The 16870-nt window shown below is 32.6% G+C and carries 21 protein-coding genes; 16 read left to right on the plus strand and 5 right to left on the minus strand.

Annotation, left to right across the window (positions count from 1 at the left end; all coding sequences use genetic code 11):
- Window positions 1-83 precede the first annotated feature (83 nt).
- The 11 genes from FA046_RS00670 to FA046_RS00720 all read left to right on the plus strand — a co-directional run bounded on the left by FA046_RS00670 (window position 84) and on the right by FA046_RS00720 (window position 8598).
- Window positions 84-947 carry a M23 family metallopeptidase gene (locus FA046_RS00670; protein ID WP_136824438.1) on the plus strand — a complete coding sequence of 288 codons (864 nt, stop codon included), beginning with the start codon at window positions 84-86 and terminating at the stop codon, window positions 945-947.
- Between the two features lie 10 nt (window positions 948-957).
- Window positions 958-1395, plus strand: a complete 438-nt coding sequence (locus tag FA046_RS00675) for a bactofilin family protein (protein WP_136824439.1) — start codon at window positions 958-960, stop codon at window positions 1393-1395.
- Window positions 1352-1579 carry an AtpZ/AtpI family protein gene (locus tag FA046_RS00680; protein ID WP_136824440.1) on the plus strand — a complete coding sequence of 76 codons (228 nt, stop codon included), beginning with the start codon at window positions 1352-1354 and terminating at the stop codon, window positions 1577-1579. The genes FA046_RS00675 and FA046_RS00680 overlap by 44 nt, the downstream gene beginning before the upstream one ends.
- 1 nt (window position 1580) lies before the next feature.
- Window positions 1581-1967, plus strand: a complete 387-nt coding sequence (locus FA046_RS00685) for a hypothetical protein (RefSeq protein WP_225870851.1) — start codon at window positions 1581-1583, stop codon at window positions 1965-1967.
- A gap of 14 nt (window positions 1968-1981) precedes the next feature.
- Window positions 1982-3100 carry a F0F1 ATP synthase subunit A gene (gene atpB / locus FA046_RS00690; protein WP_136824441.1) on the plus strand — a complete coding sequence of 373 codons (1119 nt, stop codon included), beginning with the start codon at window positions 1982-1984 and terminating at the stop codon, window positions 3098-3100.
- Between the two features lie 42 nt (window positions 3101-3142).
- Window positions 3143-3358 carry an ATP synthase F0 subunit C gene (gene atpE, locus FA046_RS00695; RefSeq protein WP_136824442.1) on the plus strand — a complete coding sequence of 72 codons (216 nt, stop codon included), beginning with the start codon at window positions 3143-3145 and terminating at the stop codon, window positions 3356-3358.
- An 87-nt stretch (window positions 3359-3445) separates the two neighbouring features.
- Window positions 3446-3940, plus strand: coding sequence for a F0F1 ATP synthase subunit B (gene atpF / locus FA046_RS00700; protein WP_136824443.1), 495 nt, complete (start codon window positions 3446-3448; stop codon window positions 3938-3940).
- Between the two features lie 98 nt (window positions 3941-4038).
- Window positions 4039-4587, plus strand: a complete 549-nt coding sequence (gene atpH, locus FA046_RS00705) for an ATP synthase F1 subunit delta (RefSeq protein ID WP_136824444.1) — start codon at window positions 4039-4041, stop codon at window positions 4585-4587.
- 157 nt (window positions 4588-4744) lie between these two features.
- On the plus strand, window positions 4745-6319 hold the full coding sequence (gene atpA, locus FA046_RS00710) for a F0F1 ATP synthase subunit alpha (RefSeq protein ID WP_136824445.1): 1575 nt from the start codon (window positions 4745-4747) through the stop codon (window positions 6317-6319).
- 85 nt (window positions 6320-6404) lie between these two features.
- Window positions 6405-7289, plus strand: coding sequence for an ATP synthase F1 subunit gamma (atpG, locus tag FA046_RS00715; RefSeq protein ID WP_136824446.1), 885 nt, complete (start codon window positions 6405-6407; stop codon window positions 7287-7289).
- Window positions 7290-7455: 166 nt separating this feature from the next.
- Window positions 7456-8598, plus strand: a complete 1143-nt coding sequence (locus FA046_RS00720; protein ID WP_225870852.1) for an ATP-binding protein — start codon at window positions 7456-7458, stop codon at window positions 8596-8598.
- A 61-nt stretch (window positions 8599-8659) separates the two neighbouring features.
- On the opposite strand, the gene FA046_RS00725 is transcribed toward FA046_RS00720, so the two are convergent.
- Window positions 8660-9124 carry a hypothetical protein gene (locus FA046_RS00725; protein ID WP_136824447.1) on the minus strand — a complete coding sequence of 155 codons (465 nt, stop codon included), beginning with the start codon at window positions 9122-9124 and terminating at the stop codon, window positions 8660-8662.
- A 138-nt stretch (window positions 9125-9262) separates the two neighbouring features.
- On the opposite strand from FA046_RS00725, the gene FA046_RS00730 reads away from it, so the two are divergent.
- On the plus strand, window positions 9263-9448 hold the full coding sequence (locus FA046_RS00730) for a hypothetical protein (protein WP_136824448.1): 186 nt from the start codon (window positions 9263-9265) through the stop codon (window positions 9446-9448).
- Between the two features lie 32 nt (window positions 9449-9480).
- Here FA046_RS00730 and FA046_RS00735 read toward each other — a convergent pair whose 3' ends face one another.
- Both FA046_RS00735 and gldB read right to left on the minus strand, forming a co-directional pair.
- A complete protein-coding gene (locus FA046_RS00735; RefSeq protein WP_136824449.1) occupies window positions 9481-10260 on the minus strand; it encodes a patatin-like phospholipase family protein in 780 nt (259 codons plus the stop codon).
- A gap of 64 nt (window positions 10261-10324) precedes the next feature.
- A complete protein-coding gene (gldB, locus tag FA046_RS00740; RefSeq protein ID WP_225870853.1) occupies window positions 10325-11377 on the minus strand; it encodes a gliding motility lipoprotein GldB in 1053 nt (350 codons plus the stop codon).
- A gap of 117 nt (window positions 11378-11494) precedes the next feature.
- On the opposite strand from gldB, the gene FA046_RS00745 reads away from it, so the two are divergent.
- The 4 genes from FA046_RS00745 (at window position 11495) to FA046_RS00760 (ending at window position 15426) form a co-directional block, all read left to right on the plus strand.
- The gene (locus tag FA046_RS00745; RefSeq protein WP_136824450.1) at window positions 11495-12139 is read left to right on the plus strand and encodes a porin family protein; all 645 of its coding nucleotides are present in this window, start codon (window positions 11495-11497) and stop codon (window positions 12137-12139) included.
- Between the two features lie 24 nt (window positions 12140-12163).
- A complete protein-coding gene (locus FA046_RS00750; RefSeq protein ID WP_136824451.1) occupies window positions 12164-13804 on the plus strand; it encodes an NAD+ synthase in 1641 nt (546 codons plus the stop codon).
- Window positions 13805-13939: 135 nt separating this feature from the next.
- A complete protein-coding gene (locus FA046_RS00755) occupies window positions 13940-14494 on the plus strand; it encodes a hypothetical protein (RefSeq protein ID WP_136824452.1) in 555 nt (184 codons plus the stop codon).
- Window positions 14491-15426 carry an alpha/beta hydrolase gene (locus FA046_RS00760; protein ID WP_136824453.1) on the plus strand — a complete coding sequence of 312 codons (936 nt, stop codon included), beginning with the start codon at window positions 14491-14493 and terminating at the stop codon, window positions 15424-15426. The genes FA046_RS00755 and FA046_RS00760 overlap by 4 nt, the downstream gene beginning before the upstream one ends.
- 40 nt (window positions 15427-15466) lie before the next feature.
- Here the strand turns inward: FA046_RS00760 and FA046_RS00765 are convergent, their stop codons facing one another.
- Window positions 15467-16129 (minus strand): alpha-glucosidase domain-containing protein, encoded by a 663-nt coding sequence (locus FA046_RS00765; protein ID WP_136824454.1) that lies wholly within the window; start codon window positions 16127-16129, stop codon window positions 15467-15469.
- A 57-nt stretch (window positions 16130-16186) separates the two neighbouring features.
- The gene (locus FA046_RS00770) at window positions 16187-16870 is read right to left on the minus strand and encodes a response regulator transcription factor (protein WP_136824455.1); all 684 of its coding nucleotides are present in this window, start codon (window positions 16868-16870) and stop codon (window positions 16187-16189) included.

Genomic DNA, 16870 nt, shown 5'->3' on the forward strand with positions numbered 1-16870 from the left:
GAAATTAATACGAACAAAAATATTTTATATTGCCGATATTTTGGAAATAAAGATATTAATTAAGCCATGATTTTTTAATAAGAATGAGTAAAAGAAAAAAACTCATAGACAGGTTAAAAGAAAAATACAAATTAGTAATTCTTAATGATGATACTTTTGAAGAGAAAGCATCATTTAATGCATCGCTATGGTATTTAATTATTGGGACAACTGCATTTGCAATTATTCTGATATTTTTAACCATCACCACTATTAGGTACACGCCTCTTAGAGAATATTTATCTGGAGTGACGGATGAAGGCTCAAAAAAAAATATTATTGAGGCCTATACCAAGATAGATTCGTTAGAACAGCTTTCAAAAGCAAATGAGGTTTATCTAGCCAACTTAAAAAACATTATCAATGGCGAAGTAAGTAATGTAAAACTAGAAAAGCCCAAAGATTTATCTAAAGCCTCTGATAGCATTAGGCTTAATCAAAAACTATCAAGCGAAGAAAAAGAATTAAGAGAACTCATAGAAGCCGAAGGGAAATTTGATTTAAATGCAGAAAATGAGCCTTTAAAAACAGGAATTGCTTCTTATGCTTTTTTTAATCCATTAAGAGGTAAAATAAACAACGTTTTTAATTCTCAAAAGCAACATTACGGAGTAGATATTACCTCCCGAAAGAATGAAAACATTAAAGCTACTTTAGATGGCACTGTTGTTTTTTCTAATTTCACCTCAGAAACCGGATACGTTATTGCCATTCAGCATGGTAATAATCTGCTTTCGTTTTACAAGCATTGTTCCGTTTTATTAAAAAAAGTTGGTAGCTTCGTTAGTGCAGGTGAAGTAATTGCAGTAGTTGGAGATACAGGAGAATTTTCAACCGGACCACACCTCCATTTTGAATTATGGTTTAATGGAATACCTGTTAACCCACAAAATTATATGACCTTTTAAAACTTTAGTCATGTTCAAAAAAAAGAAAGAAGCTTCTTTACAAGGAGAGCAAAAAGCTGGCTCCATTAACATTATTGGTGTTGGAACAGAAATAAATGGTGATTTAAGCACCAAAGGAGATGTTAGAATAGACGGAAAAATCATTGGCGATGTAAGCTCAAAAGCAAAAGTAGTAATTGGAACTACCGGAGAAGTAATTGGCAATATATACTCTGAAAGTGCCGAAATATCTGGTTCTGTTAACGGAAATCTTAATATTACTGAAATCTTATTTTTAAAAGCCACCGCCAATGTAAAAGGAAATGTGGCTTCTAATAAATTTGTGGTAGAAAACGGAGCAAACCTAACCGGCCATTGCGAAACAGGAATAACCCAAACGAAATCTATCATCATTAATAATTTAGATGGAAGAGAAGAAATTGCCTCAAAAAGAGAAGCCAGCGCTTAATAGCTACATTAAATATTCTGGATTAGGCTTTCAAATGATTGGTGTTATTGGCGCATTTACATTTGCAGGGTATAAGTTGGACGAATCCCAACAAACCAAAACACCCATATATACTGGTATTTTGAGCTTAATAGGTGTACTCGCTTCTTTATATATTGTTTTAAAAGGATTAAAATCAAACTAAATTGAGCTTACAAAAATTTGCAATTTACTTTATCATATTAATTACCTCTACCGCCCTTGGTTTTTACTTATTAGATCATTTTAGCGCAACAACCATTCTTATCCCACACTTTTGGCTTGTATTTACTTTTATGGCAGCCATTACTTTAATCATTTATTTTCTCTCTGTTTTAGGAATTAAAAAAGGAGGTGAGTATCAATCTTTCATCTTACTTGGAGGTATTGTAATAAGATTATTGGCAAGCATGGCTTTTGTATTGATATACCTGCTTAAAGTTAAAGTAAACGGCATTTTATTCATCGGTAATTTTTTTTCTATTTATTTCTTATTTACTGTCTTTGAAATTTATTGTTTGTTACGTAACTTGCGCCACCAAATTAAAAAGTAAAAAACACGTAATAAATGTATTTTAGCCACATTTTAAATTTTAAAAATTCCTCTCAAAGAGCAGTAATCGCTCTTTTTCTTACATTTTTATCATTTAATTCTTTTGCAAAGCAAGAAAATGAGGCTCCTGCAAATGAGGTAAAAAAAGAAGAAGTAGCTGTTTCACATGAAGCTAAAGCAGAAGAAAAATTTGATCCTACTGTTACTATTTTGGAACATATTGGTGATTCTCATAGCTGGCACTTGTGGGGACATACCACAATCCCTTTACCAGTTATTCTTTACACTCCTTCTGGATTAGAGATTTTTTCATCATCAAATCTGATGGATGCCCATCATGAATCTACTCCATACAGAGGGGAATATTACACTTATTTTAACGAAGAAGAACATATTAAAATTTTAGGTGCAGATGGTAAAATTGATGAGGAATTATCATCAAAGCTTTATGATTTTTCTATCACCAAAAATGTAGCTGCATTATTTGTTGCCGTAATACTAATACTAGTTGTATTTATAAGTGTAGCAGGTTCTTACAAAAAACGAGTTGGAAAAGCTCCTAAAGGTTTACAATCTTGGATTGAGCCTCTTATCATTTTTATTCGTGATGATATTGCCAGACCAAACATTGGCTATAAATTTGAGAAATTTATGCCTTTATTATTAACCATTTTCTTTTTTATATGGTTTAATAACTTGTTAGGATTGATTCCTATATTTCCAGGAAGTGCAAACGTAACAGGAAACATAGCGGTAACCATGGTATTATCTGCAATTGTATTAATTGTAGTGAATGTTAATGGTAACAAATACTATTGGTCTCATATTTTTAAACCAAACGTTCCTTTTTGGTTATTACCAATTATGTGGGTAGTGGAGATTATAGGTGTTTTCTCTAAGCCATTTGCATTGATGATTCGTTTATTTGCGAACATTACAGCAGGTCACATTATTGTTTTGAGCTTAATCTCCTTAATTTTTATTTTCAAAACTATTGCTATAGCACCAGTTTCAGTTGCATTCGTTTTATTTATGGATGTTTTGGAACTGTTGGTCGCATTTTTACAAGCTTTTATTTTTACTATGCTTACTGCTTTATTTATAGGTACAGCAGTAGAAGAGCATCATCATTAATTAGAAACATTTTGTTTAATAATCATATATAAATTTAAAGTTATGGTAGGTTCAATCGCTGCAATTGGTGCAGGTTTAGCAGTTATCGGTGCTGGTATCGGTATCGGACAAATTGGTGGTAAAGCAATGGAAGGTATTGCTCGTCAGCCAGAAGCTGCATCAAAAATTCAAACTGCAATGATCATTGCTGCTGCACTTGTAGAAGGTGTTGCATTATTCGCAGTGGTAGTAGCACTTTTAGGAAATAATCCTGCTTAAGGATTTCCTCACAAAATCAAGAATTTAGCGATTGGCTAAATTCTTGATTTTAACAAAGACTATTTATTAAAATTTATATTAATAAAAATGGATTTAGTAACCCCAAGTATAGGTTTAGTTTTTTGGACATTAGTATCCTTCTTAATTTTGTTAGTTTTATTAAAAAAACTAGCTTGGAAACCAATGTTAGGTGCCATTCATGAGCGTGAGCGTTCTATTGAAGATGCATTAAACAAAGCAGAATTGGCTAGAGAAGAAATGTCTCGTTTATCTAACGAAAACGAAATATTAATGAAACAAGCCAGAATAGAGCGTGATGAGATTTTAAAAGAAGCTAAAGAATTAAAAGATCAAATTTTAGTTGAAGCTAAAAATCAAGCTCAAATAGAAGGTGCAAAACTGATTGAAAAAGCAAAAATTGAAATCAACAATCAAAAGGTTGCTGCTTTAGACGAAGTGAAAAATCAAGTGGCTTCTCTTTCTATTGAAATTGCAGAAAAAGTATTGCGTAAACAATTTGATGATCAAAAAACGCAAAATACTTTGGTGAGTGATTTGCTAAAAGACGTTAAGTTAAACTAAGTTATTAAGTGATAAGTTTTAAGTAATAAGTTATAGGTGTAAAGGGTGATACTTTTTATACTTAAAACCTAAAACTTACAACTAATTAACTCAAAGATATGTCAGAAATAAAAGTAGCTTCAAGATACGCTAAATCATTAATTGATCTTGCTTTAGAACAAAAAGCGTTAGAGGAAATTAAAGGTGATATGGAGCTTTTTGTGAATACATTAAAAGCGAGTTCTGAATTACAGGCTGTAGTAAAGAATCCGATTATTCCTTATGATAAGAAAAATTCAATCATAAAGGCATTATTTGCAGATAAGGTTCACAAAGTAACTTCGGCTTTTTTAAAGATTGTAATTGACAAAGGCAGAGCCGATATTATTTTTGGAACTGCTAAAGAATTTTTAAATCAGTATTACGAATTTAAAAATATTGTAACTGCTAAAGTGGTATCTGCGGCACCTTTAAATGAAGAAGCTAAAGCTGAAATCATCAATAAAGTAAAAGCTGTTACCGGTGGTGAGGTTGTTTTAATTGCAAGTGTTGATGCTGATTTAATAGGTGGATTTATTTTAACTGTTGGAGATAAGCAGTTTGATAGCAGCATAGCCAGTAGCTTAAGCAGATTAAAAAAGGAATTTGCCGAAAAGGTGATTGCTTAGTTTATAAACCTGATAGAAATCCCTGCCTGACGGTAGGCAGGGATACCGGCATTGTGGCTAAAGCCTGTGCAGTATGAATGGATAGCAGGACTGCATTTACAAAAGAATTACAGAAACAGAGTTTTTCAAAAAATAAAAATCTTAAATAAAAACAAAGATGGTAGAGGTAAGACCAGATGAAGTTTCGGCGATTTTACGTCAGCAATTATCGGGCTTCAAGTCTGAAACTGAATTAGAAGAAGTAGGTACTGTGCTCCAAGTGGGTGACGGTATTGCTCGTGTTTATGGTTTAACCAAAGTACAAGCTGGAGAGCTGGTTGAGTTTGAATCAGGCTTACAAGGCATTGTATTAAACTTGGAAGAGGATAATGTGGGCGTGGTTTTGTTGGGTCAATCTGACGAGATTAAGGAAGGTGATACCATTAAACGTACAAAACGTATTGCATCTATTAACGTAGGTGAAGGTATGTTGGGTCGTGTGGTAAACACTTTAGGTGCTCCAATTGATGGTAAAGGACCAATAACTGGACAAACTTATGAAATGCCTTTAGAGCGTAAAGCTCCGGGTGTTATTTACCGTCAGCCAGTAACAGAGCCATTACAAACAGGTATTAAAGCTATTGATGCGATGATTCCTATTGGTAGAGGACAACGTGAGTTGGTTATTGGTGATCGTCAGACTGGTAAATCAGCAGTTTGTATTGATACCATTATCAACCAAAAAGAATTTTACGATGCCGGACAACCTGTATTTTGTATATATGTAGCTATTGGCCAAAAAGCAAGTACTGTAGCTAACGTAGTTAAAGCGTTAGATGAAAAAGGCGCAATGGCTTACACATGTGTAGTTGCTGCAACTGCTGCTGACCCTGCTCCTATGCAGTTTTACGCTCCGTTTGCTGGTGCTGCAATTGGTGAGTTTTTCCGTGATACAGGAAGACCAGCTTTAATTATTTATGATGATTTATCTAAACAAGCGGTAGCTTACCGTGAGGTTTCATTATTATTAAAACGCCCTCCAGGTCGTGAGGCTTATCCAGGAGACGTTTTCTATTTACACAGTCGTTTACTAGAAAGAGCAGCAAAAATCAATCAAAATGATTCTATTGCTCAACAAATGAATGATTTGCCAGAGTCTATTAGATCAATAGTAAAAGGTGGTGGTTCTTTAACTGCTTTACCAATTATTGAAACTCAGGCTGGCGACGTTTCTGCCTATATCCCAACCAACGTAATTTCTATTACTGATGGTCAGATATTCTTAGAATCTAATTTATTTAACGCAGGTGTTCGTCCGGCTATTAACGTAGGTATTTCGGTATCTCGTGTGGGTGGTAATGCTCAAATTAAATCAATGAAGAAAGTAGCTGGAACACTTAAATTAGACCAAGCACAATACCGTGAATTAGAGGCTTTCTCTAAATTTGGTTCTGATTTAGATGCTTCCACTAAACTAGTTTTAGATAAAGGTGCTAGAAACGTTGAAATTTTAAAGCAAGGTCAATTCTCTCCGGTATCAGTTGAAAAGCAAGTTGCCATCATCTATGCAGGTGTTAAAAACTTAATGAGAAACGTACCAGTAAATAAGGTAAGAGAATTTGAAGCAGAATATACTACACAATTAGAGCAACGTCATCCAGAAGTTTTAGCAGCCCTAAAAGCTGGTAAATTTGATGATAGCTTAACCAGTGTTTTAGAAACTGTAGCAAAAGAAATTTCAGGAAAATACTAATTAAGTAGCAAGATATTAGTATCAAGTATCAAGAGACCACATGTGGTCTCGATACTTGATACTCTCTACTAGATACTAAACAAGAATGGCAAATTTAAAAGAAGTAAGAATCAGAATCAAATCGGTAAGCTCTACACAGCAGATTACCAAGGCGATGAAAATGGTTTCGGCTGCTAAATTAAAAAGAGCAACTAATGCCATAATTCAGCTACGTCCTTATGCTAATAAACTAAAAGAGATTTTAAGTAATCTTTCTGCAAGTTTAGAAGATGGAGTTTCTGTTTATACTCAAGAGCGTGAAGTAAAAAACGTGTTATTGGTTGTAGTTACTTCTAATCGTGGATTGGCTGGTGCATTTAATACCAATGTGATTAAAACAACCAATCTTTTAATAGCCGAAAAATATAGTTCTTTTCACAAAAGCGGAAATTTACATATTGTAGCCATAGGTAAAAAAGCGCAAGATTATTACGAAAAACGTAAATACAATACCATTGGAAACAATAATGAAGTATTTGCAGCTCTTAATTTTGAGAATGTTTCTTTAATTACCGATGCCATAATGGATGGTTTTGTAAGTGGCAAATATGATAAAGTAGAGGTTGTTTATAATCAGTTTAAAAATGCAGCAATGCAAATTTTAACTGTTGAGCAATTGTTACCTGTACCTAAAGTTGAGAAAAAAGAACAAGTATCTGCCAACCAAGTTGATTATATTTTAGAACCTTCACAAGAGGAAATTGTAGAACAACTGATTCCAAAAAATATTAAATTACAGTTATACAAAGCAGTTTTAGATTCTCATGCATCAGAGCATGGCGCTAGAATGACGGCTATGGATAAAGCGACTGATAACGCTGGAGATTTATTAAAGAAATTAAAATTAGCTTATAACCAAGCTCGTCAGGCAGCCATTACAACCGAACTTTCTGAGATTGTAAGTGGAGCAGCAGCTTTGTCTAACGGATAATTACCAAGAATAAAGCTTAAAACTAAAACCTCTATCAAATTTGATAGAGGTTTTTTTATGAATAATAATATTTAAAATCCTAAATTATTATGTTTATTTTAGAATTTAATCCTAAATTATTATGTTTATTTTAGAATTGAATCCTAAATTATCATATATTTGAGATGTGATTAAGAGATTACAAATAAATTATGCTTTACAAAGAATGTTTAAAAACAAAGCTTTTCTTGTTTTTGGACCAAGACAAACTGGCAAAACCACTTTTGTAGAAACGCTATTAAAAGAAATTAATAAACGTACTTTAACATTAAATGGTGATGATGCTGATGTTAGAGACCTTCTTGCTAAACCTAATGCAACACAAATAGCCCAATTATTGAATGGGTATGAAGTTTTGTTTATTGACGAAGCACAAAGAATTAATGAGATTGGTTTATTGTTAAAAATAATTGTAGATAGATTCAGAAACGTACAAGTAATTGCAACAGGTTCATCAGCTTTTGAATTATCAGGTAAAGTGAATGAATCTTTAACTGGTAGAAAATATGAAATGATGCTATTGCCTTTTTCATACGCAGAGCTAGTTAGCCATACTGACTATCTAACAGAAGAAAGATTATTAGAACAAAGATTGATTTACGGTTCTTATCCAGAAATTATAAATAAACCTACTGATGCAGAGGAACACCTTAAACTTTTAGCAGATAGCTATTTGTATAAAGACTTATTTGCCTTAGAGCAAGTGAGTAAACCCGCTTTATTCAAAAAAATAGTAAAAGCTTTAGCCCTACAGGTAGGAAGTGAAGTTAATTTCTCTGAGTTAGCACAATTAGTAAAAGCCGACCAGAAAACAATTGAGAAGTACATCAATTTATTAGAAAAAGCTTTTGTGGTTTTCTCCTTAACTGCTTTTGCTGGAAACGTTAGAAATGAAATTAAGAAGAATAGGAAAATTTATTTTTATGATAATGGAATTATAAACGCTATAACCCGAAATTTCAACAGTTTAAACAACAGAAACGATGTTGGTGCGCTTTGGGAAAACTACATGATAAGCGAAAGAATTAAATTCTTAGCTCAAAATCAATTAGAAGCAAAAACTTATTTTTGGCGAACTACGCAACAGCAGGAAATAGATTATATTGAACAAACAGGCGATGCTATTTTAGCAGTTGAATTTAAATGGAGAGAAAATCAAAAAGTCAGAATACCTACAACTTTTACAAAAGCTTATCCTCAAACAAAAACGTTAATCTTGTCAAATAAAGATAGAGTTTCCTTTCTTTTAACTCCAGCCCCCTTAAAGTAAAAATGCCCTATTTCTAATAGAAACAAGGCATTGGGGGTTATTCATTAATTGTTAAGGTTAATTATTTTTGCAATAGAATTACTGTAGGGCTCGTGTTAGAAAAAGAAAGTACTGAATTATTGAGCTTAAGCTGTGTGATTTGTAAAATATCGCAACAAGTCTGATTAATAAATTTAGTTTCAACTTTAAGTTCATCAGTTGCTGTGTTAGCTAATTTAATAGCAAACTCATCAGTAACGCTGGTAGAAATTAAAATATATTTATCTGATTTAGTTGTGCTATCTACGTTAAAATCAATATTTCTTTTAAATCTGCTGCTGTAAATTTTTAAATCATTAAGGCTATACTTTGCTACTGTTCCAAAAAATAAATCAGTTTGTTTATCCTTATCAATAAATTTTAACTTAAAAAATTGGGTGGGTGTGGCGCATAAAACAGTAGGACAAACTGAATCTGAATTATCATTTTCTTGATTACAAGCTAAAAGTAAAAAGGCGAGAAAACTGATGTATAATTTGATGCTCATAAAATGATTATGCTGTTATTACGCCAGAGTTTTAATAAATGATACAAGATTTTGATTTTATCAGAAGATTTTGCGATTTGATAACAAGTATTTGAACAATAGTATTATTTTTGCAGCACATAAAAACAAAAAAATCTTATGGTAAATGCAAATAACCCTTCTCATTACAAATTGATCATCGGCGGACTTTTCGTAACGTTATTCGGTATTTATGTTAAACAATTTATAGAGCATTCTACAATAGTAGATTTAATTGGATGGGCTTTAACTTTTATAGGTGCTTTTATTAGCATAGCTGGAGTTTTAAGAGTTTTAAAAGACTAATACACAAAAATATAAAAGGCATAATTTAAATATTATGCCTTTTTCTTCTCTACTAAACCTAGTAACTCCTTATTTTTTGCGATTTGATTTAGTGCTTCTTCATGCGCTATCCAAAAAATTTCTTCCGCTTTTTTTACATCAAAAATACTGGTTTCACCTAAAGATTTAGGCTCTATCAAAACATCTATTAATTTCCGCTTTTCATCCATATCATGATTAATAGATAATAAAGCTGCCCTTTCTATCACATGTTTCATGTTTCGGAATTTATCTAAAAGAGGTAAATGATTACAAGACGACCCAATAATAACGTCGCATGTATTTTGAAGAGGCTGTATGGGGAAATTATTGAGTACCCCGCCATCTACATAAAATTTGCCTTCAATCATAATAGGATTAAAAACACCGGGAATGCAACTAGAAGCTAATACTTTTCTGATTAAATCTCCTTCGGAAAAGTAAACCAGTTTACCTTCGTTAAAATCTGTTGCGGTAACCGTCAACGGAATTTTTAAACCCGAAAAAGAATCATGAGGTAAATAGGCTTTAAACAATGGATAAGCCGTTTCTAAATTTAGTAAAGCAGGTGATCTAAATGCCGGACGAATGAATTTAAGAAGTTTAGTTCCGATAAAAATCTTTAATGCTTCATAAGGTGGGATGTCGTTTGCAAATAAAGCTCCTGCTATTGCACCGGCACTTGTTCCGGTAATCATTGCTATTTTAACTCCCTTATCTTGTAAAGCTTTTAAAACACCTAAATGAGCAATTCCTCTTATCCCTCCTCCACTCAATACAATTCCTATTTTCATTTTTCTAGATTTTAGATGGCGATGTATTCTATTAGACCTTTATGATTCCATTAAATAATTAGGTTTATTCCTTTGGTTTATTTGAAGGCCTATATTTTGCCTGATTCAATATTTTTTGCTCATCTCTTTCCAACATCAAATCCTTTAAGGTCATCTCTGGATTATTCTCCACAAACTTTTTTACAATTTGCCACCCAATATACAAACCTAATTTTGGCGCCGAATCATTTTGATTACCTAAGCCAGGCGTAAATGGTGCCTCGGCTAAATATTTTTGAGTTTTGAAATAATCTGTATCAAACAATAAATCTTGCTCTAAAAAATAAGCCCAAGCATCCGATTCAAAATCATTTGCCCATTTCATTTGCTTTTCAGAATACCCAATAAGCGTACTATCGGAAACATCTGGCAATACTTTACTCATAAAATAAAGTACTTTTCCGTTATAAATCATTTTAGCTAAAAGACTCTTGTCTTGATCTATAGTCGGAAAAAGATCTTCTCTGGCAATTACTTCTACCACTCGTGGTGTAATGTTTTCTGGAGTAAATCTTCTACTTATATATCTTGGAACACTTTCTACCAAAGCCGGATAAAATTTAGATTTAGAACCTAAAAACATATCTAATCCAATACCTATATAATCAGACCCTATTGGTGTTTGAACTTGAAAACCAGATATATAAGCAATTATTTTTGGCTCTTTCCAATCTGGGTACTCATATTTTATATGTTTAAAAGCATCTTCTAACTGCGGCCTTTGTTTCTCTAAATTAGGATAAACAGAATCTGTTTCTTTTTGCAAATCCTGAAAAGGTTTCCCAGTTAAAATTTGCTCAACCATGGTGTAGTATTGTTGATCTTTGGTTGAGCCCACACTTAATATTTTCTCAAAATAATCATCGTAAAATACCCCATACTTTTTTTTAAGTTCAGGAAGTTTTACAGCTAGTTCGTTGGGTTTAATTTTAGCAAATTCTTGGTCGAATCTTTGTATAGATAAGTTTACTTTAACATGGCTTACATCAACTCTTTTATCTTGATTACAGCCAAAAGCCAGAAATGATATCAGAAAAAAAAGAGTAATTTTGAATCGATTTGAAATAGAATTGAACACAGAAAAACATTTAAATGATAAGTAAAGTTATAAAACTTTCACGAGCCGTTAATTGTAGAAAATTAAAAAATTAAACATTACAATAAAATCAAACACTAATTAAATAGATTTATTATCATGAAAAAAATACTAACTAGTACATTTTTAATTTTAACTACCTTTTTTGTCTTTGCGCAAGAAGAAACTCCATCTCAATTTAGACTAGGCTTAACCGCTCATCCAACTTTTGCTTGGATAAAATCAGATATCCAAGGCATAAAGTCTAACGGATTAAGAGCTGGGTTTTCTTATGGTGTTTTAGGGGATTTTTATTTTGCCGAAAATTATGCTTTTAGTACCGCTTTAAAGTTAACCACCATTAACGGACAAACAGAAAGTGAATTAGTAGCCAATGCTGGTGAACAACAAACGTATAAACTACAATATATAGAAATACCTTTAAAACTTAAGCTGAGTACTAATGAAAGCAATGGCCTAAAGTTTTTTGGTGAATTTGGATTAGGTAATGGCTTTAATGTAAGAGCAAAACAAGATATTAAATCAGCAAATAATTCAACTATAGAATCTGATAAAGATATTTATTCAGAGACCGCCTTTTATAGAGCTTCTTTAGTAATTGGGGCAGGCGCTGAGTTTAAAGTGGGTGAAAAAACTTCTATTGTTGGTGGTTTATCTTTAGATAATGGCTTTACTGATATCAAATCAGGAAGTGGAACTCTAAAAAGCTCTTATTTGGGTTTAAATTTAGCCGTGTTTTTTTAATAGCCAATCAATCCTTAAATATTCATGAAAATAGCTTTAGCACAACTAAATTACCATATTGGTAATTTTGAAGCCAATACACAAAAAATCATCAAAACTTTAGAAGAACAAAAAGCTAAAGGAGTAGATTTAGTGGTTTTTGCCGAATTATGTATTTGTGGCTATCCGCCAAGAGATTTTTTAGAATATCCTGAGTTTATTGATCATTGCGAAGCTGAGGCACAAAAAGTTGCCGCTGCAAGTGTAGGCATAGCCTGTATTATTGGTTTGCCCAAATTAAACCCCGTTTTAGAAGGCAAAGATCTTTACAATGTTGCTTACTTTATTGAGGATGGTAAGGTGAAACAAACTGTAAAAAAAGCTTTGCTCCCTACTTATGATGTTTTTGATGAATACAGGTATTTTGAACCTGCCCATGAATTTAAATGTGTAGATTTTAAAGGCTATAAAATTGCCTTAACCGTTTGTGAAGACCTTTGGAATTTAGGTGATAATCCCTTGTACAAAACTTGCCCCATGGATGAGCTCATCAAAGAAGAACCAGATTTGATGATCAATATTGCGGCTTCTCCTTTTGCTTATAATCATGATGAAGAGCGTATTTTTGTACTCTCTCAAAATTGCCATAAATACAACTTGCCTCTTTTTTATGTAAACCACGTAGGCGCCCAAACCGAATTAATTTTTGATGGCGGATCCTTAGTTTTTGATAAAGCCGGAGACATTGTACATGAATTTAAATACTTTGAAGAAGATGTCCAGGTTTTTGATGTAGAGCAAATTAAGAGATCTATTGTTTTAAATAAAGAACAAGTTAGACAAACCCATACAGAACAAGTTTATCAGGCTTTAATTTTAGGGATTAAAGATTATTTTGAGAAATCTGGTTTCACAAAAGCAACTTTGGGCTTGTCTGGCGGCATTGATTCGGCAGTTGTTTGCGCATTAGCTTGTGAAGCTTTGGGCGCAGAAAACGTGATGGCGGTACTAATGCCTTCTAAATATTCATCAGATCATTCTATTAAAGATGCCGAAGACTTGGTGAAAAACTTAGGCTGTAAAAGCACTATAATTTCTATTGAAGAAGTTGCTGATGCATTTGAGCATACGCTAAAACCTGAGTTTAAAGATTTGCCAGCAAATGTAACTGAAGAAAATATTCAGGCCCGTTCTAGAGGAGTGATATTAATGGCGATGTCTAACAAGTTTGGCTATATTTTATTGAATACTTCTAATAAAAGTGAATCGGCGGTAGGTTATGGAACACTTTATGGCGATATGTGTGGAGCTATCTCTGTAATTGGCGACTGTTATAAAACCCAAGTTTACCAGCTAGCAGAATATATTAACAGACAAAAAGAAATTATACCGGTAAACAGCATTGTAAAACCACCATCTGCAGAATTACGTCCCGGGCAAAAAGATTCTGATTCTTTACCTGATTACGATATTTTAGATAAAATTCTTTTTGAATACATTGAGTTAAAGAAAAGCTTAAAAGATATTGTTTCTTTAGGTTATGATGAAGCTTTGGTAAAAAGGATTTTAAAAATGGTGAATCAAGCTGAGTTTAAACGTTACCAAACTCCACCTACCTTAAGAGTTTCTCCAAAAGCTTTTGGCATGGGCCGAAGAATGCCTATAGTAGGGAAATATTTAAGTTGATTTTTTAATTTCCACAGTGTTTCCAAAAAAATGCTGTGGAAATTAAATTCAAAGTCATCTCCTAAATTAATTAGACTCATTTTTTATTAACTTAATTAATATTACATTAGATTTTTAATCTTTAATGAAAATCTAATGAGCAAAAAGAAATTGATATTAAAGGTTTCAGGATTCATATTTATCCTGCTCAACTTAAATTCTAACATTTCTTACAGTCAATTAAACAAAATTGATGTTGGTTTAAGGTTTCAAAAAACCATTGATCTTTATTACGAAAACGGCATTACCGGTCAATATCACTTTTCTAAAAGAATAGTTTTTGGAGCATCTTATATCACCAGTCGTTTAGGTTCTGGCATAAACTCTAACGCCATTAAGCAAGATAATTTTACCATTTCAGGCGCTTATCTGTTTCGGCCAAATAAAAAATTACAGCCCTTTGCCCGCTTAAACACAGGTTATTTTACTGCCGATTACGAATCGCCTATTTTTAATAATTTGCAAAATAATTCTGCAATATTCGCTCTTGATGCAGGTTTACTTTATTCGTTTAAAAACCCTTTAAAATTGAATATTTCTTTAGGATATAACGCCATTACTGGCGACGGAAAACAAGGTGCAGGCACTCTATATCCAGTTTATTTGCAAACAAGCATCTTATGGAACTTAAAAAAATCTAACTCAAAATGAAAAAGCAACTCGTACCATTTATAGCCATATTTTTCATTGCCTCCTGCAGCAAGGATCCTAAAATAGATGATACCATGTTAGATAGCGGGTTATATTTCGACCAATCTATCTACAATCCGGAAAAATACTTAGTCTCTAGCTCTAATCCTAGCCCAACTCCTACCGAAGCATTAAAACCAATAATTATTGCCATACATGGTTATGGAGCTACCACCTTTGAATGGGACGAATTTAGAAATTGGAAAGGGCTTAGAACAGATTTTTCTATATCACAAGTACTTTTAGGTGGACATGGCAGAGATTACCAAACTTTTAAAAATTCTACCTGGCAAGATTGGCGCCAACCTATTATTAATGAGTTTGAAAAACTGGAAAGTCAGGGTTATAAAAACATCAGTTTTGCAGGTTCATCTACAGCTTGTACCTTAATATTAAAAATGCTTGCTGATCATTATTTTGATGATCATATTAAACCCAAACATATTTTTCTAATCGACCCCATTATAGTTCCCGGTAATAAAACCTTATCATTAGTTGGGGTATTAGGACCAATGATTGGCTACACAACGGTTGAAAACTCTGCTGGCGAAGAGAAATATTATTTTCATTACCGCCCTTATGAAACGCTCCAGCAACTCCGAGATGTTATAAATGTGGTACGTAAAGATTTAGAAAAAGGAATTGTTTTGCCTGTAGGTTGTACTTTAAATGTGTTGAAATCAGAAAAAGACGATGTGGCCGACCCTGTAAGTGCTGTGCTAATTTATAAAGGCACAAAAGCCAGCAATGGAACCTCTATAAATGTAAAATTAGTTGCCTCTGATTTACACGTTTTTACCAGATTGAGTGCTAGAAATCCCACGCCAACTGCAAATGATTTCATCAACCAAACCAATGCTTTTAATGAGATTGCTAATTTGCTTACTCAGTAAAAATTAAATATTACAGGTTTGTTAGTTTGAAGATAATGGGTTAGTTTTTTTGATACAACTTAGCACTCAATTCCACTTCTTTTTTACTTCCTGTAAGGAAATAATAACCTAATGCGTTACTATCATAATATTTGATCTGCAGATTTTGGTTATTCAACTCTACATATCCATTGTACGTGTCTTGAAAATAAAGTGCGTATTTTTTTGAAGAATAAATAGCTTTTAAAGTCTTCATCTTATAGATCTTCTGTTTTAACTTTCTGTTTTTATGCTTAAAAAAGTCTTCATTTTTTGTAGTAGATAAACTAAAAGAATGACAAGAATCGGAGAGAGAAACACTTTGATTAATGGTATAAAGTTGCTCTTTTGTGGTTTGAAATTTAATTTTAAAATCAAGCTTATTAATGATTACTAAAAGAGAATCTGTTTGCATAAAAATATCATCTAAGTTTTGAGTAATCCTCACATCAACTGAAGTATCAGCTTTTTGCTCCTCTTGTATCTCTGGCGCAGCTTTCTTATAGAAATTCACTTTTATTATGTTTGCTTTAATTACCTGAAGCTTAATTAAGCCATTATCTGAAAAAACTTTCAGCGTTTGATTTTCAAACTCCTTATGATCATAAATATCTAAAGAATCTAATATTTGGGCTTCGCCAAAAAAAGGGAATAAGAATAGTAAAAAGATGTAACAGCATTTCATAATCAAAAGATTGCTCCAAAGAAAAAAGGCCTTTTGGGCCTCTTTAATCAAATTTATTTATTCGTTATTAAACTTATATCCTACTCCTCTTACGGTTTGTAAAAAATCAGGTCTATCGGGGTTTTTTTCGATTTTTTTCCTCAACCTCACAATATGCATGTCTAAAGTACGAGTGTTTACATCTGAATTATAACCCCAAACTTCCATCATTAAATTATCTCTGCTAATTACTTTATTCATGTTTTTTAAGAAATAAAGTAATATGCGGTTTTCTAATATGGTTAATTCAATTTTTTTATTCCCTTTAATTAAAGAATGGGTATTGGGGTGGTGTTCCATATCGCCAAACTTAATCTCTATTTTATCATGTACCACATATTTCACCTTACTTTCTAGCATGGCTACTAAAACATCCATATTAAAAGGTTTGGTTACATAGTCAGAAACTCCAAAATTAAAGGCATCAATCTTATCAGGATCTTGAGATTTTGCTGTCATCATGATGATCACATTTTCAAAGCCCTTCTCCCTCACTTCAGCACATACTTCGGAGCCTTCTTTATCTGGCAACATCCAATCTAATAAAACAATATCCGGCTTTTCGGTTAAAATTAAATCTACGGCATCATTTCCATTGCCTGTTTCTAAAACCTTATAACCTTCTTTTTCTAAGCGATGAGTCACTAAAAATCTTAAGTTTTCATCATCTTCTACAATTGCAATTTTAGTTTCCTTTTGCAT

The organism is Pedobacter cryophilus, from assembly GCF_005116455.1.
Taxonomy (GTDB): domain Bacteria; phylum Bacteroidota; class Bacteroidia; order Sphingobacteriales; family Sphingobacteriaceae; genus Pseudopedobacter; species Pseudopedobacter cryophilum.